The organism is Afipia sp. GW822-FHT03D08, from assembly GCF_058801645.1.
In genome coordinates this window covers 2,857,408-2,874,164 of the sequence record NZ_JBXANK010000001.1, presented here as the reverse complement: position 1 = coordinate 2,874,164, position 16,757 = coordinate 2,857,408, and the positions used below count along the sequence as shown (strand labels likewise).

General features: G+C 63.5%; 15 protein-coding genes and 1 pseudogene. 4 read left to right on the top strand and 12 right to left on the bottom strand.

Annotated features, from left to right (window positions below; all coding sequences use genetic code 11):
- The 3 genes from hisF to coaA all read left to right on the top strand — a co-directional run bounded on the left by hisF (position 1) and on the right by coaA (position 2,199).
- Entirely contained in the window at positions 1-765 is a 765-nt protein-coding gene (gene hisF, locus AC1RM7_RS14205; RefSeq protein WP_006023320.1) for an imidazole glycerol phosphate synthase subunit HisF, read from the top strand.
- Between the two features lie 99 nt (positions 766-864).
- The gene (locus AC1RM7_RS14200; protein ID WP_024921053.1) at positions 865-1,188 is read left to right on the top strand and encodes a phosphoribosyl-ATP diphosphatase; all 324 of its coding nucleotides are present in this window, start codon (positions 865-867) and stop codon (positions 1,186-1,188) included.
- 54 nt (positions 1,189-1,242) lie between these two features.
- Positions 1,243-2,199, top strand: coding sequence for a type I pantothenate kinase (gene coaA / locus AC1RM7_RS14195; protein WP_006023322.1), 957 nt, complete (start codon positions 1,243-1,245; stop codon positions 2,197-2,199).
- 101 nt (positions 2,200-2,300) lie between these two features.
- Here the strand turns inward: coaA and olsB are convergent, their stop codons facing one another.
- The 9 genes and pseudogenes from olsB to rsmI all read right to left on the bottom strand — a co-directional run bounded on the left by olsB (position 2,301) and on the right by rsmI (position 12,621).
- A complete protein-coding gene (gene olsB, locus AC1RM7_RS14190; RefSeq protein WP_006023323.1) occupies positions 2,301-3,329 on the bottom strand; it encodes a l-ornithine N(alpha)-acyltransferase in 1,029 nt (342 codons plus the stop codon).
- Positions 3,330-3,439: 110 nt separating this feature from the next.
- On the bottom strand, positions 3,440-5,695 hold the full coding sequence (locus AC1RM7_RS14185; RefSeq protein ID WP_492837574.1) for an ATP-binding protein: 2,256 nt from the start codon (positions 5,693-5,695) through the stop codon (positions 3,440-3,442).
- Between the two features lie 134 nt (positions 5,696-5,829).
- Positions 5,830-6,294 carry a hypothetical protein gene (locus AC1RM7_RS14180; protein WP_024921055.1) on the bottom strand — a complete coding sequence of 155 codons (465 nt, stop codon included), beginning with the start codon at positions 6,292-6,294 and terminating at the stop codon, positions 5,830-5,832.
- Positions 6,295-6,407: 113 nt separating this feature from the next.
- Positions 6,408-7,999 (bottom strand): annotated as a pseudogene (locus AC1RM7_RS14175) (YifB family Mg chelatase-like AAA ATPase).
- Between the two features lie 128 nt (positions 8,000-8,127).
- Positions 8,128-9,108, bottom strand: a complete 981-nt coding sequence (locus AC1RM7_RS14170) for an MBL fold metallo-hydrolase (protein ID WP_024921057.1) — start codon at positions 9,106-9,108, stop codon at positions 8,128-8,130.
- 153 nt (positions 9,109-9,261) lie between these two features.
- Positions 9,262-10,095, bottom strand: a complete 834-nt coding sequence (locus tag AC1RM7_RS14165) for a hypothetical protein (protein ID WP_492837577.1) — start codon at positions 10,093-10,095, stop codon at positions 9,262-9,264.
- Between the two features lie 110 nt (positions 10,096-10,205).
- On the bottom strand, positions 10,206-11,147 hold the full coding sequence (gene gshB / locus AC1RM7_RS14160) for a glutathione synthase (RefSeq protein WP_024921059.1): 942 nt from the start codon (positions 11,145-11,147) through the stop codon (positions 10,206-10,208).
- 87 nt (positions 11,148-11,234) lie between these two features.
- Entirely contained in the window at positions 11,235-11,696 is a 462-nt protein-coding gene (locus AC1RM7_RS14155) for a YraN family protein (RefSeq protein WP_034460626.1), read from the bottom strand.
- The gene (gene rsmI, locus AC1RM7_RS14150) at positions 11,683-12,621 is read right to left on the bottom strand and encodes a 16S rRNA (cytidine(1402)-2'-O)-methyltransferase (RefSeq protein WP_024921061.1); all 939 of its coding nucleotides are present in this window, start codon (positions 12,619-12,621) and stop codon (positions 11,683-11,685) included. The genes AC1RM7_RS14155 and rsmI overlap by 14 nt, the downstream gene beginning before the upstream one ends.
- Positions 12,622-12,793: 172 nt before the next feature.
- Here rsmI and AC1RM7_RS14145 point away from each other — a divergent pair, with 172 nt between their 5' ends.
- Positions 12,794-13,996: a penicillin-binding protein activator gene (locus AC1RM7_RS14145; protein ID WP_024921062.1), complete on the top strand. Its 1,203-nt coding sequence runs from the start codon at positions 12,794-12,796 to the stop codon at positions 13,994-13,996.
- A 150-nt stretch (positions 13,997-14,146) separates the two neighbouring features.
- Here the strand turns inward: AC1RM7_RS14145 and hemW are convergent, their stop codons facing one another.
- From hemW to rph, 3 genes are read right to left on the bottom strand one after another with little or no spacing between them, the layout of a single operon-like run.
- On the bottom strand, positions 14,147-15,304 hold the full coding sequence (gene hemW, locus AC1RM7_RS14140) for a radical SAM family heme chaperone HemW (RefSeq protein WP_024921063.1): 1,158 nt from the start codon (positions 15,302-15,304) through the stop codon (positions 14,147-14,149).
- Positions 15,301-15,936 carry an RdgB/HAM1 family non-canonical purine NTP pyrophosphatase gene (rdgB, locus tag AC1RM7_RS14135; protein ID WP_024921064.1) on the bottom strand — a complete coding sequence of 212 codons (636 nt, stop codon included), beginning with the start codon at positions 15,934-15,936 and terminating at the stop codon, positions 15,301-15,303. Before rdgB ends, hemW begins: the two co-directional genes overlap by 4 nt.
- 43 nt (positions 15,937-15,979) lie before the next feature.
- Complete coding sequence (rph, locus tag AC1RM7_RS14130) at positions 15,980-16,696, bottom strand: ribonuclease PH (RefSeq protein ID WP_006023335.1); 717 nt, start codon at positions 16,694-16,696, stop codon at positions 15,980-15,982.
- Between the last annotated feature and the right edge of the window lie 61 nt (positions 16,697-16,757).

The window sequence follows — 16,757 nt, the reverse complement described above, 5'->3', positions numbered from 1 at the left end:
ATGTTCAAGGTTCGCGTGATCCCATGCCTCGATGTGAAGGACGGCCGCGTCGTCAAGGGCGTCAATTTCGTCGATCTGCGCGACGCGGGTGATCCGGTCGAGGCCGCGATTGCCTATGACGCGGCAGGCGCTGATGAGCTTTGCTTCCTCGACATCACCGCGACTCACGAGAACCGCGGCACCATTCTCGACGTGGTGCGGCGAACCGCGGAAGCCTGCTTCATGCCGCTGACCGTCGGCGGCGGTGTGCGCACCGTGGACGACATCCGCACGCTTCTGACCTATGGCGCCGACAAGGTGTCGATCAATTCGGCCGCGGTCGCCCGGCGCGAATTCGTCAAGGAAGCCGCGGAGAAATTTGGCGACCAGTGCATTGTTGTCGCCATCGACGCCAAACGCACCGGCTCGGACCGCTGGGAGATTTTCACCCATGGCGGCCGCAAGTCGACCGGGATCGACGCCATCGAATACGCGCAGGAAGTGGTCTCGCTGGGCGCGGGAGAAATCCTGCTGACCTCGATGGACCGCGACGGCACCCGCCAGGGTTTCGATATCAATCTGACCCGCGCCATCGCCGACAGCGTCAAGGTTCCGGTGATCGCCTCCGGCGGCGTGGGCAATCTCGATCATCTGGTCGCGGGCATCCGCGAGGGACACGCCACCGCGGTGCTGGCCGCTTCGATTTTCCATTTCGGCGAGTTCACCATCCGCCAGGCCAAGGACCATATGGTCCGCGCGGGTTTGCCGATGCGGCTTGACCCGTGAGCCTCGGTTGAGGAAGGCTGTCTGCCGTATGCCAAATACCTGAATCTGATCAACTCTTTGCGCTCCCTACCGGGGTACGGAAGTGATAGAAGGCGCTTTATGAGCCGTTTTACGATCCATGATCTGGCAGCCACCATCGATGCCCGCGCGGCGTCGGGGGGAGATACGTCCTATACCCGCAAGCTGCTGGACAAGGGCCCCGATCATTGCGCCAAGAAGCTGGGCGAGGAGGCGGTGGAAACCGTGATCGCCGCCATTGAAAACAATCGCGATCATCTGATCGCCGAGAGCGCCGATCTCGTCTTCCATCTTCTGGTGCTGCTGAAATCGCGGGGCATCAGTTTCTCGGATGTCGAAGATGCGCTGGCGCAACGGACGCTGATGTCGGGCCTCGAAGAGAAAGCTGCGCGCAAGCGCGATTAGTTCAATTCCGGCCCCCGCGGGGACACGCGGATTCCGGACAGGAGGGAATGGCTCATGGATGTGAGAGCCGACCAGGTTCAGTACAATCCCTACCGCGTTTTCTCGCGCGCGCAGTGGGCCGCCCTGCGCGACGACATGCCCATGACGCTGACCGCCGAGGAAATCGCGCGGATGCATTCGATGCATGATCGCCTCGACATCAAGGAAGTCGAGGAAATCTATCTGCCGTTGTCGCGGCTGCTGTCGTTCTATGTCGCGGCTGCGCAGCGCCTGTTCGTTGCGCAGCGTCACTTCCTCGGCATCGAGGACCGCAAGATGCCCTACATCATCGGCGTCGCCGGGTCGGTGGCGGTGGGCAAATCCACCACGGCACGCGTGCTGCAGGCGTTGCTCGCGCGCTGGTCACCGCGGCCCAAGGTCGATCTCGTCACCACCGACGGGTTTCTGTTTCCGAACGAGATTCTGGAACGCGAAGGCTTGATGCAGAAGAAGGGCTTTCCCGAAAGCTACGATCTTCCTGCGCTGCTCAGTTTCCTGTCCGACATCAAGGCCGGTCGCCGGCCGGTCCGCGCGCCGGTCTACTCGCATCTCACCTACGATATCATTCCCAACGAGGGAGTCGAAATCGACCGGCCCGACATTCTGATCGTGGAAGGCGTCAACGTGCTGCAAACCGGACGCCTGCCGCGCGACGGCAAGGCTGTGCCCTATGTGTCGGATTTCTTCGACTTCTCGGTCTATATCGATGCGGAGGAGCCGATCCTGCGCGAATGGTATGTCGAGCGCTTTCTCACATTGCGCGACACGGCGTTCCGCGATCCACGGTCCTATTTCAATCGCTATGCGAAGCTGTCGGACAAGGAAGCGACCGACAGGGCGCTTGAACTCTGGACCACCATCAACCTGGTTAATCTGGAAGAGAACATCCTGCCGACCCGGCCGCGTGCGACGCTGATCCTGAAGAAGGGCAGCGACCATATCATCGAGGACGTTCAGTTACGGCGGCTGTAGGCAGAGTTTTCTTCGTCATTGCGAGGAGCGGAGCGACGAAGCAATCCAGCTTCTCCCAAGAGTGGATTGCTTCGCTGCGCTCGCAATGACAGTCAGGTGGATCATGCCGCGTGACGCGTCGCGTCGGCGCCGAAGTGATCGAGATAACGGCCGGAGATGGCCGACACCGGCATGACAACCAGTACATCCGTGGTGCCAAACTGGTGGTCGATCACCGCGCCGTCGCCAACGAAGGCGCCGACCCGAAGATAGCCTTTGATCAGCGGCGGCAGCATGCGCAGCGCCGCCTTGGTATCGATGTTCTCTTTCGCGATGCGATTCATTTCCACCCGGCGCGAGGGATGCGCGCTGGCGCGCCAGCCTTCCGGCGCCGCCGCGAAGTGGTGCAGGAACGACAGCGGCAACGCGAGCCGGTCCGGATCGGTGCCCTCGAAGCTGGCGCAGCCGATCATCACATCGAGATTGTGCCGGCGCACGTAACTCCACACGCCGTGCCACAAAAGCTCAACGGTTCGCTTGGTGCGATAGGGCGGCAGCACGCAGGAGCGGCCGAGCTCGAGAAACTTCAAGCCCGCCTGGCGCTGCATCAGGCCGGAAATGTCGAACTCATCGTTGGTGTAAAAGCCGCCATGCTTTTCGGCGACGTCCTGGCGCAGCAGGCGATAGGTGCCGACCACGGGCTGCTTGCCGCTCATGGTCGGCTTGGCGGCGTGATCCACCACCAGCAGGTGATCGCAGATCTTGTCGAACGCATCCTTGTCGCGCTGCGCCAGCATGGTGGCGGCGTCGGCGATGGCGGAGCCGTTCTTGTAGAAAACCTTGTAGCGCAGCTTCTGCGCCCGCTTCACGTCGCTTTTGGTCTGCGCAAGACGGACTTCCAGCGCGCCGATCTTGCCGAGACGCGCAGGTTGCATCATCTCCGGCACGGCCTCGCCGCGCAGGCTTGAATGCATAAGGTTTGGCATCAGCCAGGTGGCAGCCGTCGTCGCGGCCGACTTCGCATGAGCAGGCCGGAGCATTTGAACCAGCGGATTTTGGCGAAACGCTTCAAGCGGGCTTCGAACGGCCTGCCGCTCAAATGTTCTGGAATTTGCATCCGGCTTCGTCAGCGCCGGTTTATTGCCGCTCATGGCTTCCTCGCGGCTGCGCGCATTGATTCGCCAAGCGCAGCCCTGAGGCACCAATAATCATGGTCGTGATACGGATTTATGACATCGCGCCGCGCGCGGCGCGATGCAAATCAGGCAACAATCGCGCGCGATGCAGGAATGGCCGCTAACGCATCCATCAGCTTCTCGCGATCGAGCGGCTTGACCAGAAAACCGTCCATGCCCGCCTCGAAGCAGGCGTAGCGATCATCAACCAGGGTGTTCGCCGTCAGCGCGAGAATCTTCGTGCGCCGCGGGCTGCGTTCCGCCTCAAGCGCGCGAATCCGTTTTGTCGCCGCGATGCCGTCCAGCTTCGGCATCTGGATATCCATCAGCACCACGTCATAGGGCGTGCCCGCACCGTCGGCGGCGATCCACGATTCGAGAGCCTGCTCGCCATCGGTGGTGATGACCGTGCGGTGGCCCATGCGCGTCAGCAAGGACCGGATCAGGAGTGCGTTGATCTCGTTGTCTTCCGCGACGAGGATCGAGAGTGCACGCGGCGCGACTGTCTGCGGAGAGACGATGCTCGATGGCTCAATCGCAGGCTCGTTGTCACCGGGCAGTTCCGGCACCAGCGCTGCACCGGACGCCGAGAGCCGCGCGGCCAATGACGTCGCGCGCAGCGGTTTCACCAGATAGCCGGTGAACAACGCCATGATGCCGGTCGGCATGTCGCGCCGCGCCGAGGGCGTAAACATCGCGATCCGATGTGTTGCGTGATGTGAGGCTGCTGCTGCGAAATCCTGCAACCGGGTGTCGCTGCCGGTGCAATCGGCCAGGACCGCGTACCACGACCGCTCCGGCAGCAATGCACGCGCGATGTCGGCGTCCGCGACCGTGCAGGTCTGCGCACCCCAGCGTCCCAGCCGCCGCGCGATCAGAGAGGCTTCGATGGTCTGTGGCGCGACCAGCATGACGGACTTGCCGGTCAGATCGGGCGCAAGGAAGGGCGAAGCGGAGCTGTCGCCGGGTTCCGCCACAGCAAGCGGGATCGAGAACGCGAATGTTGCACCGGCGCCTTCGGCGCTTTCCAGCGTAATCCGCCCGCCCATGCGCCGGACGATGCGCTCGCTGATGCTGAGTCCCAGACCTGTGCCGCCATAATTGCGCGCCGTGCCTTCGGAGGCCTGCTCGAACTCGCGGAAAATTCTTTGCTGCGCTTCCGGCGCGATGCCGATGCCGGTGTCGCGCACGAGAAAGGAGACTTCACCCGGCCAGATGCCGGGCTCGACGATCAGGGCGACACCGCCAACCGAAGTGAACTTGATGGCGTTGCCGGCGAGATTGAGCAGCACCTGCCGCAACCGCGCGGCGTCGCCGATGACTTCCGTGGGCAGCCGTTCATCGACATAGGATGCGATCTCGAGCTTGCGGGCCTGCGCGCGTGGCGCGAGCAGCTCGGTGATTTCCTCGATCATCGCTGCCAACGTAAACGGCCGATACTCGAGGTCGATCTTGCCCGCTTCGATCTTGGAGAAGTCGAGCAGTTCGTCGATCAGCGCCATTAAGGCATCGCCGGATGTTTTCACGGCCTTTGCGTAGGTCGCCTGTTCCGGGGTCAATGCTGTGTCGAGCAGCAGGTTGCTCATGCCGATGATGCCGTTCAGCGGCGTGCGGATCTCGTGCGACGCCATGGCGAGGAATTTCGATTTCGCCCGGTTGGCGGAGTTGGCGAGATCGCGCGCTTCGGCCAGCGCGCGTTCGGTCTCGGCGCGGTCCGTCACGTCGCGGCCGACGCATTGCAGGTCGGCGGGCTGATAGGCATCGCTGCGCACAAGGCCCTCGCGCCATGCGATCCAGCGCGGACCCATCGCGCTGTCGATCTTCTGGTCGTGAACGCGTGTGCCACTCGGCTCGATTGCGATAGCGCCCTGTTCCAGCACGGGCAATGCAAAGCGAGTCCCGATCAGGGCTTCGCGCGATTTGCGCGCGAGCGCGCAGTAGGCGTCATTGACCGACGTGATCAGGCCGTCGCTGTCGCGCAGAACGATCAGGTCGCTCTGGGATTCGAACAGGCTGCGGGCATGTTCCTCGGCGCCCTTCAATTCCCAGTTGCGGTCAGCCAGTGCTTCGTTATGCAGCTCGATCTTGCGCATCTTCTTGCGCAGCCAGCGCATCCGCATGCTGAGTGTCGCAAGCGCCAGACAGGCCAGCGCGAACAGGAAGCTCGCGCCAAGGGCGAAGCTGTGCGGATCGTAGGTCTCGCTGCGGCTTCCCGTGATGAACCCGTAGGCGCCGCCGAAGGCCGCGGAGAAAATCATCACGGAACGGATCGTGAGGGTGATCCAGGGATGCCGTCGGCTAAAACGGCGAAGCCGGGATCGGATGCGCAAGGCTCGCAGCATTGGTGTCCGCTCCGCGGTTGAGATCGTGCGTAAGGAAAGTCCGCGCAAGAATGTGTTGGGGATGTTTCGAAGAGTTTGAAGCGCGCGCGGATCGCCGGCGGCGATCCAAACGTGGCTAACGAGACGTTAACGCCTCACATCGACCGCTCGGCCATGCGCACGCGCCCTCCGGCGCCGACAACAAGTGCCGCAGCCTCCCGCGTGCTGAAGGCGCGCGACTGTACGAAGACGCGATAATCCGCGCCGGGCTCCCGCGACAGATAGATCACCGGGTCCGCATGGGTGGCGTGGTCGGCGATGCTGACGAATGTCGTCTCGCGCGTCACCATGCAACTGTCGGCTTCGGCGGTCCGCGCCCCGTCGATCACGGTGAAATCGGCGATATCCGGGTTGTCGACGATCTGAACCCGCACGGTGGCGACTTCCGGATCATCGGTGAAGCTGACGTGAAGCGGATTTTGCCATGGCGCGGTTGCGATCTGCATCGATGCGCGGCCAAGCGCGATGCAGGGACTTGCGCTCGGGATCAGTTCACCGCCGGCGACCACGCCGGCCAGCAAGAGCGGAATGGTCGAGGCCAGGATCTTGACACGCAACATGGGACGCCACTCACAACACTGTTTACCGCCAAAGCCGCCACGACAGGGCGGCTTATGGTTCTTGAAGTGTAAAGAGAGATCGTTACTGAAGGGTTTGCGGGCGCGGATATGAGCTACGCCGCGCGGCGTAAATCTTCAGCCAGTGCGCGGTAGGACAGAGCCTCGGCGAGATGAAGCCGCCCGATGGTGTCCGCGCCGTCGAGGTCGGCGAGAGTGCGCGCCACCCGCAGCACGCGGTGATAGCCGCGCGCCGACAGGCGCATGGTTTCGGCGGCGTCGCGCAGCAGTTTCTGCCCCTGCGGATCGGGCTGCGCGATCTCTTCCAGCACGGCAGCCGGCGCTTCCGCGTTGGTGCGGATGTGCGGCAGGCCCAAGGCCCCATAGCGGGCGATCTGAACGGCGCGGGCCGCCGCGACGCGCGCGGCAACCTCAGCGGAGCCTTCCGCCGGTGCGGGCAGGATCAGGTCGGAGGCGGTGACGGCCGGCACTTCGATTCGCAGATCGATGCGGTCCATCAGCGGACCGGAAATGCGGCCCTGATAATCCGCCGTGCAGCGGTCGATGCGGCCGCGCTTGCAGGAATAGCCGGGTTCATAGGCGTGTCCGCAGCGGCACGGATTCATCGCCGCCACCAGCATGAACCGCGCCGGATAGGTCACGCGATGATTTGCACGGGAGACCGCGACCTCGCCGTTCTCCAGCGGCTGGCGCAGCGAATCCAGCACGCGTGCATCGAACTCGGGAAGCTCGTCCAGGAACAGCACGCCATGATGCGCAAGCGAGATCTCGCCAGGCCGGGCGCGCATGCCGCCGCCGGTCAGCGCGGCCATGCTTGCGGAGTGATGCGGCGCGCGGAACGGCCGCCGCGCCGTCAATGCGCCGCCTTCGATTTCGCCCGCGACAGATGCGATCATCGAAATCTCGAGCAGTTCGGACGGCGACAGCGGTGGCAGGATCGAGGGCAGCCGCGCCGCCAGCATGGACTTGCCTGCACCAGGCGAGCCGATCATCAGAATATTAGGGACTAATAACCGAACTCTCCACGGTTATTAGTCCATCATGTAAGGAGGTGATGTCCACCGGCGGCGGCGATCTCCAGCGCACGCTTGGCGCTTTCCTGGCCCTTGATGTCGCGCAGGTCGAGCAGCGTGGTCTGGCGCTCGGTGATCTTCGGCTGCGGCCGCGACAGGACCTGTGTGCCCTTGAAGTGATTGGCGATCTGAATCAGCGATGCCGCCGCGACGATCTGAATCTCGGGGCTGGCCCATGCTGCTTCCGCGCCGCAGGCCGCGGGGCAGATCAGTCCCTCGTCGCGCGCGTTCGCTCCGATCGCAGCGGGAAGCACGCCCGCGACAGGCGCGATCGAGCCGTCGAGCCCGAGTTCGCCGAGCACCGTAAATCCATTCAGCGCATCGGGCGGGATCGCGCCGATCGCGGCCATCAGCCCGAGTGCAATGGGAAGGTCGTAATGACTGCCTTCCTTGGGCAGGTCGGCGGGCGCGAGATTGACGGTGATTCGCCGGGCGGGGAGGGCGAGGCCCGAGGCGATCAGGGCGGAGCGCACCCGTTCGCGGGCTTCCGACACCGCCTTGTCCGGCAGGCCGACGATGGCGAAGGCGGGCAGTCCGGGCGCGACCTGGACCTGCACGTCCACCGCGCGGGCTTCGATGCCTTCAAACGCCACCGTGGAAACGCGCTGAACCATTGCTCCCTCGCCCCCGCCACAACCCTAGCAGGAACTTTCTGAAGCGCAAGAACATTTAGGGAACATGCTGCCGGTCGTGGCCGGAATGGCTAGCGCAGCGAGCCGGAGACCCGCTGCCGCCAAAACCCTCAGAGATTCATGATCATCGGTTCGGGGATGTAGCGGAAGCCATCGCCTGCTTTCACAACATGGCCGTAGCCCGGCCAGGGGAAATGATAGGACATCACGGCCGTCTTGTTGGCCGCGATCGTGTCCAGCAGCCTCACCCGCGTTGCCGCCGCCATCTTCGGATCGGAGTCATAGGCGAATTCCATCTTCGGCCGCTCCAGCAGCAGCACCTGATGGTGGGTGAGATCACCGAGGAATGCGAACGACTTTCCACCCGACTGGATCATGAACATATGGTGGCCGAAGGTGTGGCCGGGCGCGGCGATTGCCGTGACGCCGGGCAGGAATTCCTGCTCGTCCTTGAAGAACACGATGCGGTCGCGCACCGGCATCAGGTTCTTGCGCGCGTGAGCGATGAAGTCCTTGAGCGGTCCGTCCAGTTTTTTCTCGTCGGTCCAGAACTCGAGATCGGCCTGGCTGATGTAGACCTGCGCGTTCGGAAACAGCGGCTTGCCGCCTTCATCGACGATACCGCCGATATGGTCGACATGCGCATGGGAGCAAACGATCGCATCGATATCTTCCGGCTTGAGGCCGGCTTCGGTGATGCTCTTCTGCAAACGCCCGGTGGTCGGTCCAAAAAGTTTCGACGTGCCCATGCCGGTGTCGAACAGGACAATGCGTTCGCCGAAATTCACGATCGGCGCGTTCTGTTCGAGAATGACATTGCTGGGGCTGAGGAAATTATCGCTCAGCATCTTCTGCACGTCTTCCTTCGGGACGCCGAGGAATGTGCCGGATGGATCGCCGAGCGGCAGCGGCCCGTCGGACACCACCGTAACTTCGGCCTCGCCGAGTTTGAAGCGATGAAAGTAGGGAGCCTGCGTGCCGAGCTTTGGCGCGCGCGCCATGGCAGCGCCGCTCATCATTGTCGCGCCAAGACTTGCGCCGAGTCCGGCACCGAGAGCGAGGAGAGATCGTCGCGAAACATCGAGCGTCATGCATTCCTCCGTTGAATTTTGTTGTTGGCCACGTGTCGTCGCAACTGCGATTATGAGCCCCGTTTTCGGGCGCTGGCAAGGACGGCCATGCACAAGCGCGCAGGCGCGGCGTTACGCGGAAGTCATGCCGGCTTCAAATCGGGATGTTGAAAATCAGGCGGGCTGACTGGCGCCGTGGGCGCTGCTGTTCGGAACCAGCGTCGCATCCCTGTCGTCGATCTTCGGCGTAATACGAAGACCGAACACATGCGGAAAACGCATGATGTCGACATTGAAGTCCGCAGTGGTCACCGGTGTTGCGGCGGCCGCGGATTTCGGAGCGTAAAGCCGGCCCCAGATGTCGACACCGGCGAATTGCGGCAGCTGGGTGAGGCGCAGGTTGCCGATGGTGCCGTCGAATCTCAAGAGATGGCGAGCGCGGTCGTTCATCATCAGGACCCAGCCGTCGATGGCGTGACCGGCGTCATTGGTGATGGGGCAGGCGATGATCATCGCGTCCGGCGCGGTGCGGAACAGGTGATCGTAGATCTCGGTCTGATGGTTGATCAGCTCGGAATAGACCACAAGAATCACCGCGCCGTCGGCGACCTTGATCGGCAGGATCAGGCGCTGCCAGAGCTGGCCGGTTTGCGACCAGGTCGCGGTAAAGCGAACGAAGGCCGGTGTGAGGCGCTTGGCCACCTGACGATAGACGTCGGCGAATTCCCGCTTGAGGGGGTTGATCTGCTGCGACAGCAGGCTGCCTGGCAGGCTTTCGCTGGCGTTAGCCTGAACCGACTCGCCCACGTACATGTAGACAAAGTCGTCGTTGATGGTGAGCAGGTGAATGGAATTGGAGCGCAACTGATAGGAACATTCCTCGGTCAGTCGCTGCAAGCTTAAATCATTGGTATCGTTGAGAGTTTTCCACTTGACCCACAGGAATTCCATCGCGGCGGTGGTCAGCTCGCGCGGAATCGAGGTGCCGTTGAAGACTTCAATTGCCATTGGTCAGCCCGTTTCGGTGCACGCATACCGCGTATCCGGCATTGGCACACTCCCCCCACCGCCAGATTGGCAGAAGGTGGTCAGCAATTGATTAAGCTGTCATCGGGTTGTTACGCGCGTTTGGCGGCGATGACGTCCCAGATCCTGGCCGCGACGTCGGGGCCGCCGAGCCGGGCGATGGCCCGGATGCCGGTCGGCGAGGTTACGTTGATTTCCGTCAGGTGGCCGTCGATCACATCGATGCCGACGAACAGGAGGCCGCGCTCGCGCAGCGCGGGCTTCAGCCGTTCGCAGATTTCGCGCTCGCGCGGCGACAGATCGGTCGCGGCCGCTGCGCCGCCGCGCACCATGTTGGAGCGCAGATCGTCTGCGGCCGGCACGCGGTTCACGGCGCCGGCGAATTCGCCGTCGACAAGGATGATGCGCTTGTCGCCATGCTTCACTTCGGGAAGGAAGCGCTGGATCACCCACGGCTCGCGGAACGTCACCGAGAACATGTCGTAGAGCGAACCAAAGTTCATGTCGTTCGGCGTGATGCGAAACACCGCAGCGCCGCCATGGCCGTACAGCGGCTTCATCACCACGTCGCCCTGCTCGGCCCGGAAGGCGTTGATCTCGTCCTTGTCGCGCGAAATCAGCGTCGGCGGCATCAGGTCCGCGAATTCCATCACGAAGATTTTTTCCGGCGCGTTGCGCACGCTGGCCGGGTTGTTCACCACCAGCGTTTTGGGATGAATGCGCTCAAGGAAATGCGTGGTGGTGATGTAGGCGAGATCAAACGGCGGGTCCTGCCGCAGCAGGATCACATCGAAGGATTCGAGATCGACGCGCTTCGTATCGCCTAGAGTGAAATGATCGCCGTCCTGATCGCGCACGGTCAGGGGCTGAACGCTGGCGACCAGTTGCTCACCTTTCAGGGACAGCTTTTCGGGTGTGTAATAGGATAGCGCATGGCCGCGCTTCTGTGCTTCGAGCAGCAGCGCGAATGTGGAGTCGCCGCGAATGTTGATCCGCGCGATGGGGTCCATCTGGACGGCGACTTTCAGCTTCATGATTTAAACCCGGCCATTGTTCGTTGCGGCGGCAATCTGTGCGATTTCAGCTTCCGTTGCCAGAGGTTTTGCACGCAACCCTGCTGTTCAGATGCCGGCATCGAAGGCCGCCATCAGATGCTTTGGCAGGTGTTTCGGGGCGATTAAAACGACGTCGAACCGCATGTCGAAATTGGTGTGCTCGGAATGCGTCATCAGCCAGGCTTGCGCGGCTGCGACAATGCGCTGCTGCTGCTGCGGAGTGACGGAATAGGCCGCGTCGTCCAGCGAAGCGCGGGCCTTGACCTCGACAAAGGCCAGCAGGCTGCCTCGTCGTGCGACGATATCGATCTCGCCATACGGCGTCCGGAAGCGCCGGGCCAGAATGCGATAGCCCTTGGCGATCAGGTAAACGCAGGCTTTGCTTTCGGCGGAAATTCCGGTCTGAAACGCCGCGACCCGCGCGGGCGAGGGAGGCTTTGCTGCGCGGTCCTCGGGCGCTGAATTCGTTGGCGCGATGGTGCCACGCGTCTTGAGCGTTCGCGGCGGCGGATCGCTATCCCGCGTCATCGCCATCCCTTGAGAGCTCGAGGGCACGGGCATAGATTTCCCGGCGCGGCCGCCCGGACACTTCAACCGCATGAGCCACGGCGTCCTTGACGCTGCCGCGCGCCAGCGATGTCCGCAGCAGGTCGTCGAGCGCGTCGTCGCTCATTGCTCCTGCATCGGCGGCGGGCGGACCCACCACCAGCACGAATTCTCCCCGTGTCTCGAGAGTGTCGGCAATCGCCGCGAGTTCGGAAAGGCGCGCGCGGCGCACTTCCTCATGCAGCTTGGTCATTTCGCGGCAGATCGCGGCTTCGCGCTCGCCCATGACGCCAGCAAGATCTTGCAGAGAATCCTGCACCCGTGCGCCGCTCTCGAACATCACCAATGTTGCGTCGATGCGCGCAAGCTCGGCGAGGCGGGTGCGGCGTGCATTTTGTTTCGACGGCAGGAAGCCCTCGAAGAAAAACCGGTCGGTCGGGAGCGCCGCTACCGACAGCGCTGTCAGCACCGACGACGGGCCGGGCAGCGCGATCACCGGAAAGCCCGCTGCGCTGACCTCGCGCACAAGCTTGAATCCCGGATCGGAAATCAACGGCGTTCCGGCATCGGACACCAGTGCGATGGACGATCCGCGCGCCAGCGCGTCCAGGATCTTCGGCCTTGCCTGCTCGGCATTGTGCTCGTGATATTGCTTGAGCGTCGCATTAATGGAGAAACGCTCCATCAGCCGCCGCGTGATTCGTGTGTCCTCGCACGCGATGATGTCCACGCCGGCGAGTGTCTCCAGCGCGCGCAGTGTGATGTCGCCGAGATTACCGATGGGCGTCGCGACCAGATACAGGCCGGGTGCGGCCTTGGGCGCATGCACAAGTTGCCCTGCCACCGCGAAACTGCGGGCGGAGCTGTCGGAATCAGGGGATGAGGCGGGGGATGGTTTGGTGCGCATTGGGACAATCTAGCGCCGAAGCGCCGTCTCGTCTTGTTCGCACCTGCAATAGCTGTTCATGTCCGGTTGTGCTGGATTGTGCAAAAAGCCTTTGATCCGGCTGGCCTATAGCCGACAATATGCCTGAATCCTCTTCCAGACGTGTCTGAGGATCCGATACCCGGAAGTTATGATGGTTGCGCCGTTCACCCCAAAGCCTCCCCGCACTGGCGCGACCCGCCGCAGGGCCGTCGGCCTGATTCTGGGGGCGCCGCTCATCGCCGGATGCGCCGGAAGTGGCATGCAGTCTCCGTTCTCCGGCGGCGAGCAGCCGGCCGGTCCACCCCAGCAACCGGCGGCGGTGGGCAGCGGCCAGGTCAAGGTCGGGCTGTTGCTTCCGTTGTCGGCGTCCGGCAATGCCGCCGTCGCCGCGCAGTCGATGCGCAATGCCGCGGAACTGGCGCTCGCAGAATTTCAGAACCCGAACATCCAGCTTCTGATCAAGGACGACAACGGCACTCCGCAGGGCGCACAGCAAGGTGCCCAGCAGGCCGTCGACGAGGGCGCCGAAATTATTCTGGGGCCTTTGTTCGCTCAGTCGGTTCCGGCCGCTGCACAGGCTGCGCGCAATCGCGGCATCTCGATGATCGCGTTCTCGACCGACTCGAGCGTTGCCGGACGCGGCGTCTATCTTCTGAGCTTTCTGCCTGAGTCGGACGTCAATCGCATCGTTGAATATGCGGTGGGGACCGGTAAGCGATCGTTCGCAGCGTTCCTGCCGGAGAATGCTTACGGCAATGTGGTCGAAGCCGCCTTCAAGCAGGCAGTCCCGCGCCGCAGTGGCCGCATTGCCGCGTTTGAAAAATACGGCGCGGACCGCTCGCAAATCGGCGCGACCGCGACAACGATTTCCGAGGCGCTCAAGAATGCGGACACCTTGCTGCTTGCCGACGATGGTGACGCCTTGCCCATGGCGGCCGATGCACTTGTCGCGGCCGGTGTGAATCTCCAGCGCCTGCAATTGCTCGGCACCGGTCTGTGGGACAATCCCCGGGTGTTCGCAAATGCCAATCTGCGCGGCGGGCTTTACGCGGCGCCTGACCCGGCCGGCTTCCGCAGCTTTTCCCAGCGCTACCGTGCGAAATACAGCGGCGATCCGGTCCGCACCGCAACCCTCGCCTATGACGGCGTAGCGCTGGTTGCTGCGCTCGCCCGCACACAGGGCGGCCAGCGGTTTTCGCCGGAGGTCCTGACCAATCCTTCGGGCTTTGCGGGCATCGACGGGTTGTTTCGGTTTCGCAGCGACGGCACCAATGAGCGCGGCCTTGCCGTGATGCGTGTCGGCCCGAGCGGTGGACAGATCGTTGTCGGATCGCCGAAGAGTTTCGGCGCGTAAATTTTTCCCCCACCCCGGCGCTTCGCGCCGACCCTCCCCACAAGGGGGAGGGAGAAGAAAGTTTCTTCACATGCGGCGAGGTTCATCCCTCCTCTCGATGGGGAGGGTGGCTGACCGAAGGTCAGTCGGGTGGGGTGTTTTTCCAAGCGATTACGCGGCGAGATCCGCGACCACGGCGTCCAGCACCGGAAATCCCTGCATCGTCACCCGCACGCGTCCGTCGGGATCGACGGTGATCGCGCCTTCGTCGCGCAGGATTTCGATACGCCTCGGATCGAGCGCGCGGCCTGATAGCGCGCGATAGCGCACCGGATCGATGCCTTCCGCCAGGCGCAGCCCCATCAGGAGATATTCGTCGGCGCGCTCCTCGCTGTTGAGAAGTTCGTCGCTGGTGACGCCGTGGCCCTGCGCTTCGACACGCATCAGCCACGTTTCCGGACGCTTCTCTGTCGCGATGGCGTGACGGATTCCGTCGATATCGAGACGGCCATGCGCGCCCGGGCCGATGCCGGCATATTCCTGGCCGCGCCAGTAGACGAGGTTGTGCTTGCACTCTGCGCCCGGCCGCGCGTGATTTGAAATCTCGTAGGACGGCAGACCAAGTTTGGCGCAAACATCCTGCGTCACGTCATAGAGCGCGCGCGCCACGGCCTCGTCGGGAATCTTGAGCTTGCCGGCGGCATGCAGACCGAAGAATGGCGTCTCCGGCTCGATGGTGAGCTGATACAGCGACAGATGCTCGGCGGCTTCCGCTACCGCGAGCTTCAGTTCGTCTTCCCACATCTGCGGCGTCTGGTCGGGCCGCGCGTAAATCAGATCGAACGAGTAGCGGTCGAATACCGAGCGCGCGATGGCCACCGCGTCGAGCGCCTCGCGCGCGGTGTGCAGGCGTCCCAGCGCTTTGAGTGAGGCATCGTCCAGCGCCTGCACGCCGAGGGAGACGCGATTGACGCCGGCGTCGCGGTAGCCGCGAAAGCGCGTGGCCTCGACGCTGGTCGGATTGGCTTCCAGCGTCACCTCGACATCGCCGGCGACGCGCCAGTGCCGCGCGATGGCGTTGAGGATCGCGCCGACCGTCTGCGGCTGCATCAGCGACGGCGTGCCGCCGCCGAGGAAGATCGAGGTAACCTCACGGCCCGGCGTGCGCGCAGCGGTGGTCTCGATCTCGCGCTCGAAGGCGCGCGCGAAACGAAACTCGTCGATCGGCGCATGACGCACATGGCTGTTGAAGTCGCAGTAGGGACACTTCGACAGGCAGAACGGCCAGTGGACGTAGACACCGAAGGCCTCTTTCGCGCCGGTGCTCATGTGAGGCACATCTCCGCGAGTTTCACAAAGGCCTTGGCGCGGTGGGAAAGTCCCATTCCGTGCGGCGGCAGACCGTGCTTCTCGATGCTGGTCATCTCGCCGAAGGTGCGGCTGTGGCCGTCCGGCAGAAACGCCGGATCGTAGCCGAAGCCGGCGGTGCCGCGCGGCGGCCAGACCAGCGTACCGTCGACGCGCGCTTCCACGTCTTCGAGGTGTCCGTCGGGCCATGCCACACACAGCGCGGAGACGAAATGCGCCTTGCGCTGTGCGGGCTCCTTCGCGCCGCGCTCCTGCAACAGTCGTTCGATCTGCGACATCGCGGCGAGAAAATTTTTGTCCTCTCCGGCCCAGCGCGCCGAATAGATTCCGGGCTGGCCATCGAGCGCATCCACTGCGAGGCCCGAGTCGTCGGCGAAGGCCGGAAGTTTCGTTGCCTGTGCCGCGGCCACGGCCTTGATGCGGGCATTGGCCTGAAACGTCGTGCCGGTCTCAATCGGCTCGGCGAGACCGAGTTCTGCCGCCGACACCGCCTCCACGCCGTAGGGCGCAAGCAGTTCGCGCATCTCGGCAAGCTTGCCGGGATTGTGGGTCGCGATCACAAGGCGGCCGGTGATTCGGCGATGATCACTCATGCGCAATGGTTATCCGTGACGGGTGCGAGCGGAAGCGGGAAAATTACGCCACCGCCATTTTTTGCAGGTCGACCAGCCGGGCGATGCCCTTCTTGGCCAATGCCATCAGGTTGAGGAACTCCTCCTGCGAGAACGGCGTCTTTTCGGCGGTGCCCTGGACTTCGATGATGCGGCCGTCGCCGGTCATGACGAAGTTCGCGTCGGTCTCGGCCTCGGAGTCTTCGGCGTAATCAAGGTCGAGCACCGGCGTGCCGTTATAGATGCCGCAGGAAATCGCGGCGACGTTGTCGCGCAGCACGTTGTCGTTCTTGAGCATGTTGCGCGCCTTCATCCATTGCAGGCAATCCGCCAGCGCGACCCATGCGCCGGTAATCGACGCGGTGCGTGTGCCGCCGTCAGCCTGAATGACGTCGCAGTCCACGGTGATCTGGCGTTCGCCCAGCGCAACAAGGTCGACGGTGGTGCGCAGCGATCGGCCGATCAGGCGCTGGATCTCGACGGTGCGGCCGCTTTGCTTTCCGGCAGCGGATTCACGGCGCATGCGCTCATGGGTGGCACGCGGCAGCATGCCGTATTCGGCGGTGACCCATCCGCGGCCCTGTCCCTTGAGCCAGGGCGGCAGGCGATCTTCCAGCGTGGCGGTGACCAGCACATGGGTGTCGCCGAATTTTACCATGCAGGAACCTTCGGCGTATTTGACCACGCCGCGTTCCAGCGTGACGGGGCGCAGTTCGTCGGGCGCGCGACGGCTCGGCCGCATGAAAAACCTCCTGATATTCCGGAAAATCCTGATTTGGCGCTGCTTTTAGGGGGTTGGGACC

Coding starts and splice junctions, on each gene's coding strand:
- olsB (WP_006023323.1), bottom strand. CDS start 3,329: ATGAGCGGCAATAAACCGGCGCTGACGAAGCCGGATGCAAATTCCAGA.
- rsmI (WP_024921061.1), bottom strand. CDS start 12,621: ATGCGCACCAAACCATCCCCCGCCTCATCCCCTGATTCCGACAGCTCC.
- AC1RM7_RS14200 (WP_024921053.1), top strand. CDS start 865: ATGAGCCGTTTTACGATCCATGATCTGGCAGCCACCATCGATGCCCGC.
- hemW (WP_024921063.1), bottom strand. CDS start 15,304: ATGAGCACCGGCGCGAAAGAGGCCTTCGGTGTCTACGTCCACTGGCCG.
- AC1RM7_RS14145 (WP_024921062.1), top strand. CDS start 12,794: ATGGTTGCGCCGTTCACCCCAAAGCCTCCCCGCACTGGCGCGACCCGC.
- AC1RM7_RS14180 (WP_024921055.1), bottom strand. CDS start 6,294: ATGTTGCGTGTCAAGATCCTGGCCTCGACCATTCCGCTCTTGCTGGCC.
- AC1RM7_RS14155 (WP_034460626.1), bottom strand. CDS start 11,696: ATGACGCGGGATAGCGATCCGCCGCCGCGAACGCTCAAGACGCGTGGC.
- gshB (WP_024921059.1), bottom strand. CDS start 11,147: ATGAAGCTGAAAGTCGCCGTCCAGATGGACCCCATCGCGCGGATCAAC.
- hisF (WP_006023320.1), top strand. CDS start 1: ATGTTCAAGGTTCGCGTGATCCCATGCCTCGATGTGAAGGACGGCCGC.
- AC1RM7_RS14185 (WP_492837574.1), bottom strand. CDS start 5,695: ATGCTGCGAGCCTTGCGCATCCGATCCCGGCTTCGCCGTTTTAGCCGA.
- AC1RM7_RS14165 (WP_492837577.1), bottom strand. CDS start 10,095: ATGGCAATTGAAGTCTTCAACGGCACCTCGATTCCGCGCGAGCTGACC.
- rdgB (WP_024921064.1), bottom strand. CDS start 15,936: ATGAGTGATCATCGCCGAATCACCGGCCGCCTTGTGATCGCGACCCAC.
- coaA (WP_006023322.1), top strand. CDS start 1,243: ATGGATGTGAGAGCCGACCAGGTTCAGTACAATCCCTACCGCGTTTTC.
- rph (WP_006023335.1), bottom strand. CDS start 16,696: ATGCGGCCGAGCCGTCGCGCGCCCGACGAACTGCGCCCCGTCACGCTG.
- AC1RM7_RS14170 (WP_024921057.1), bottom strand. CDS start 9,108: ATGACGCTCGATGTTTCGCGACGATCTCTCCTCGCTCTCGGTGCCGGA.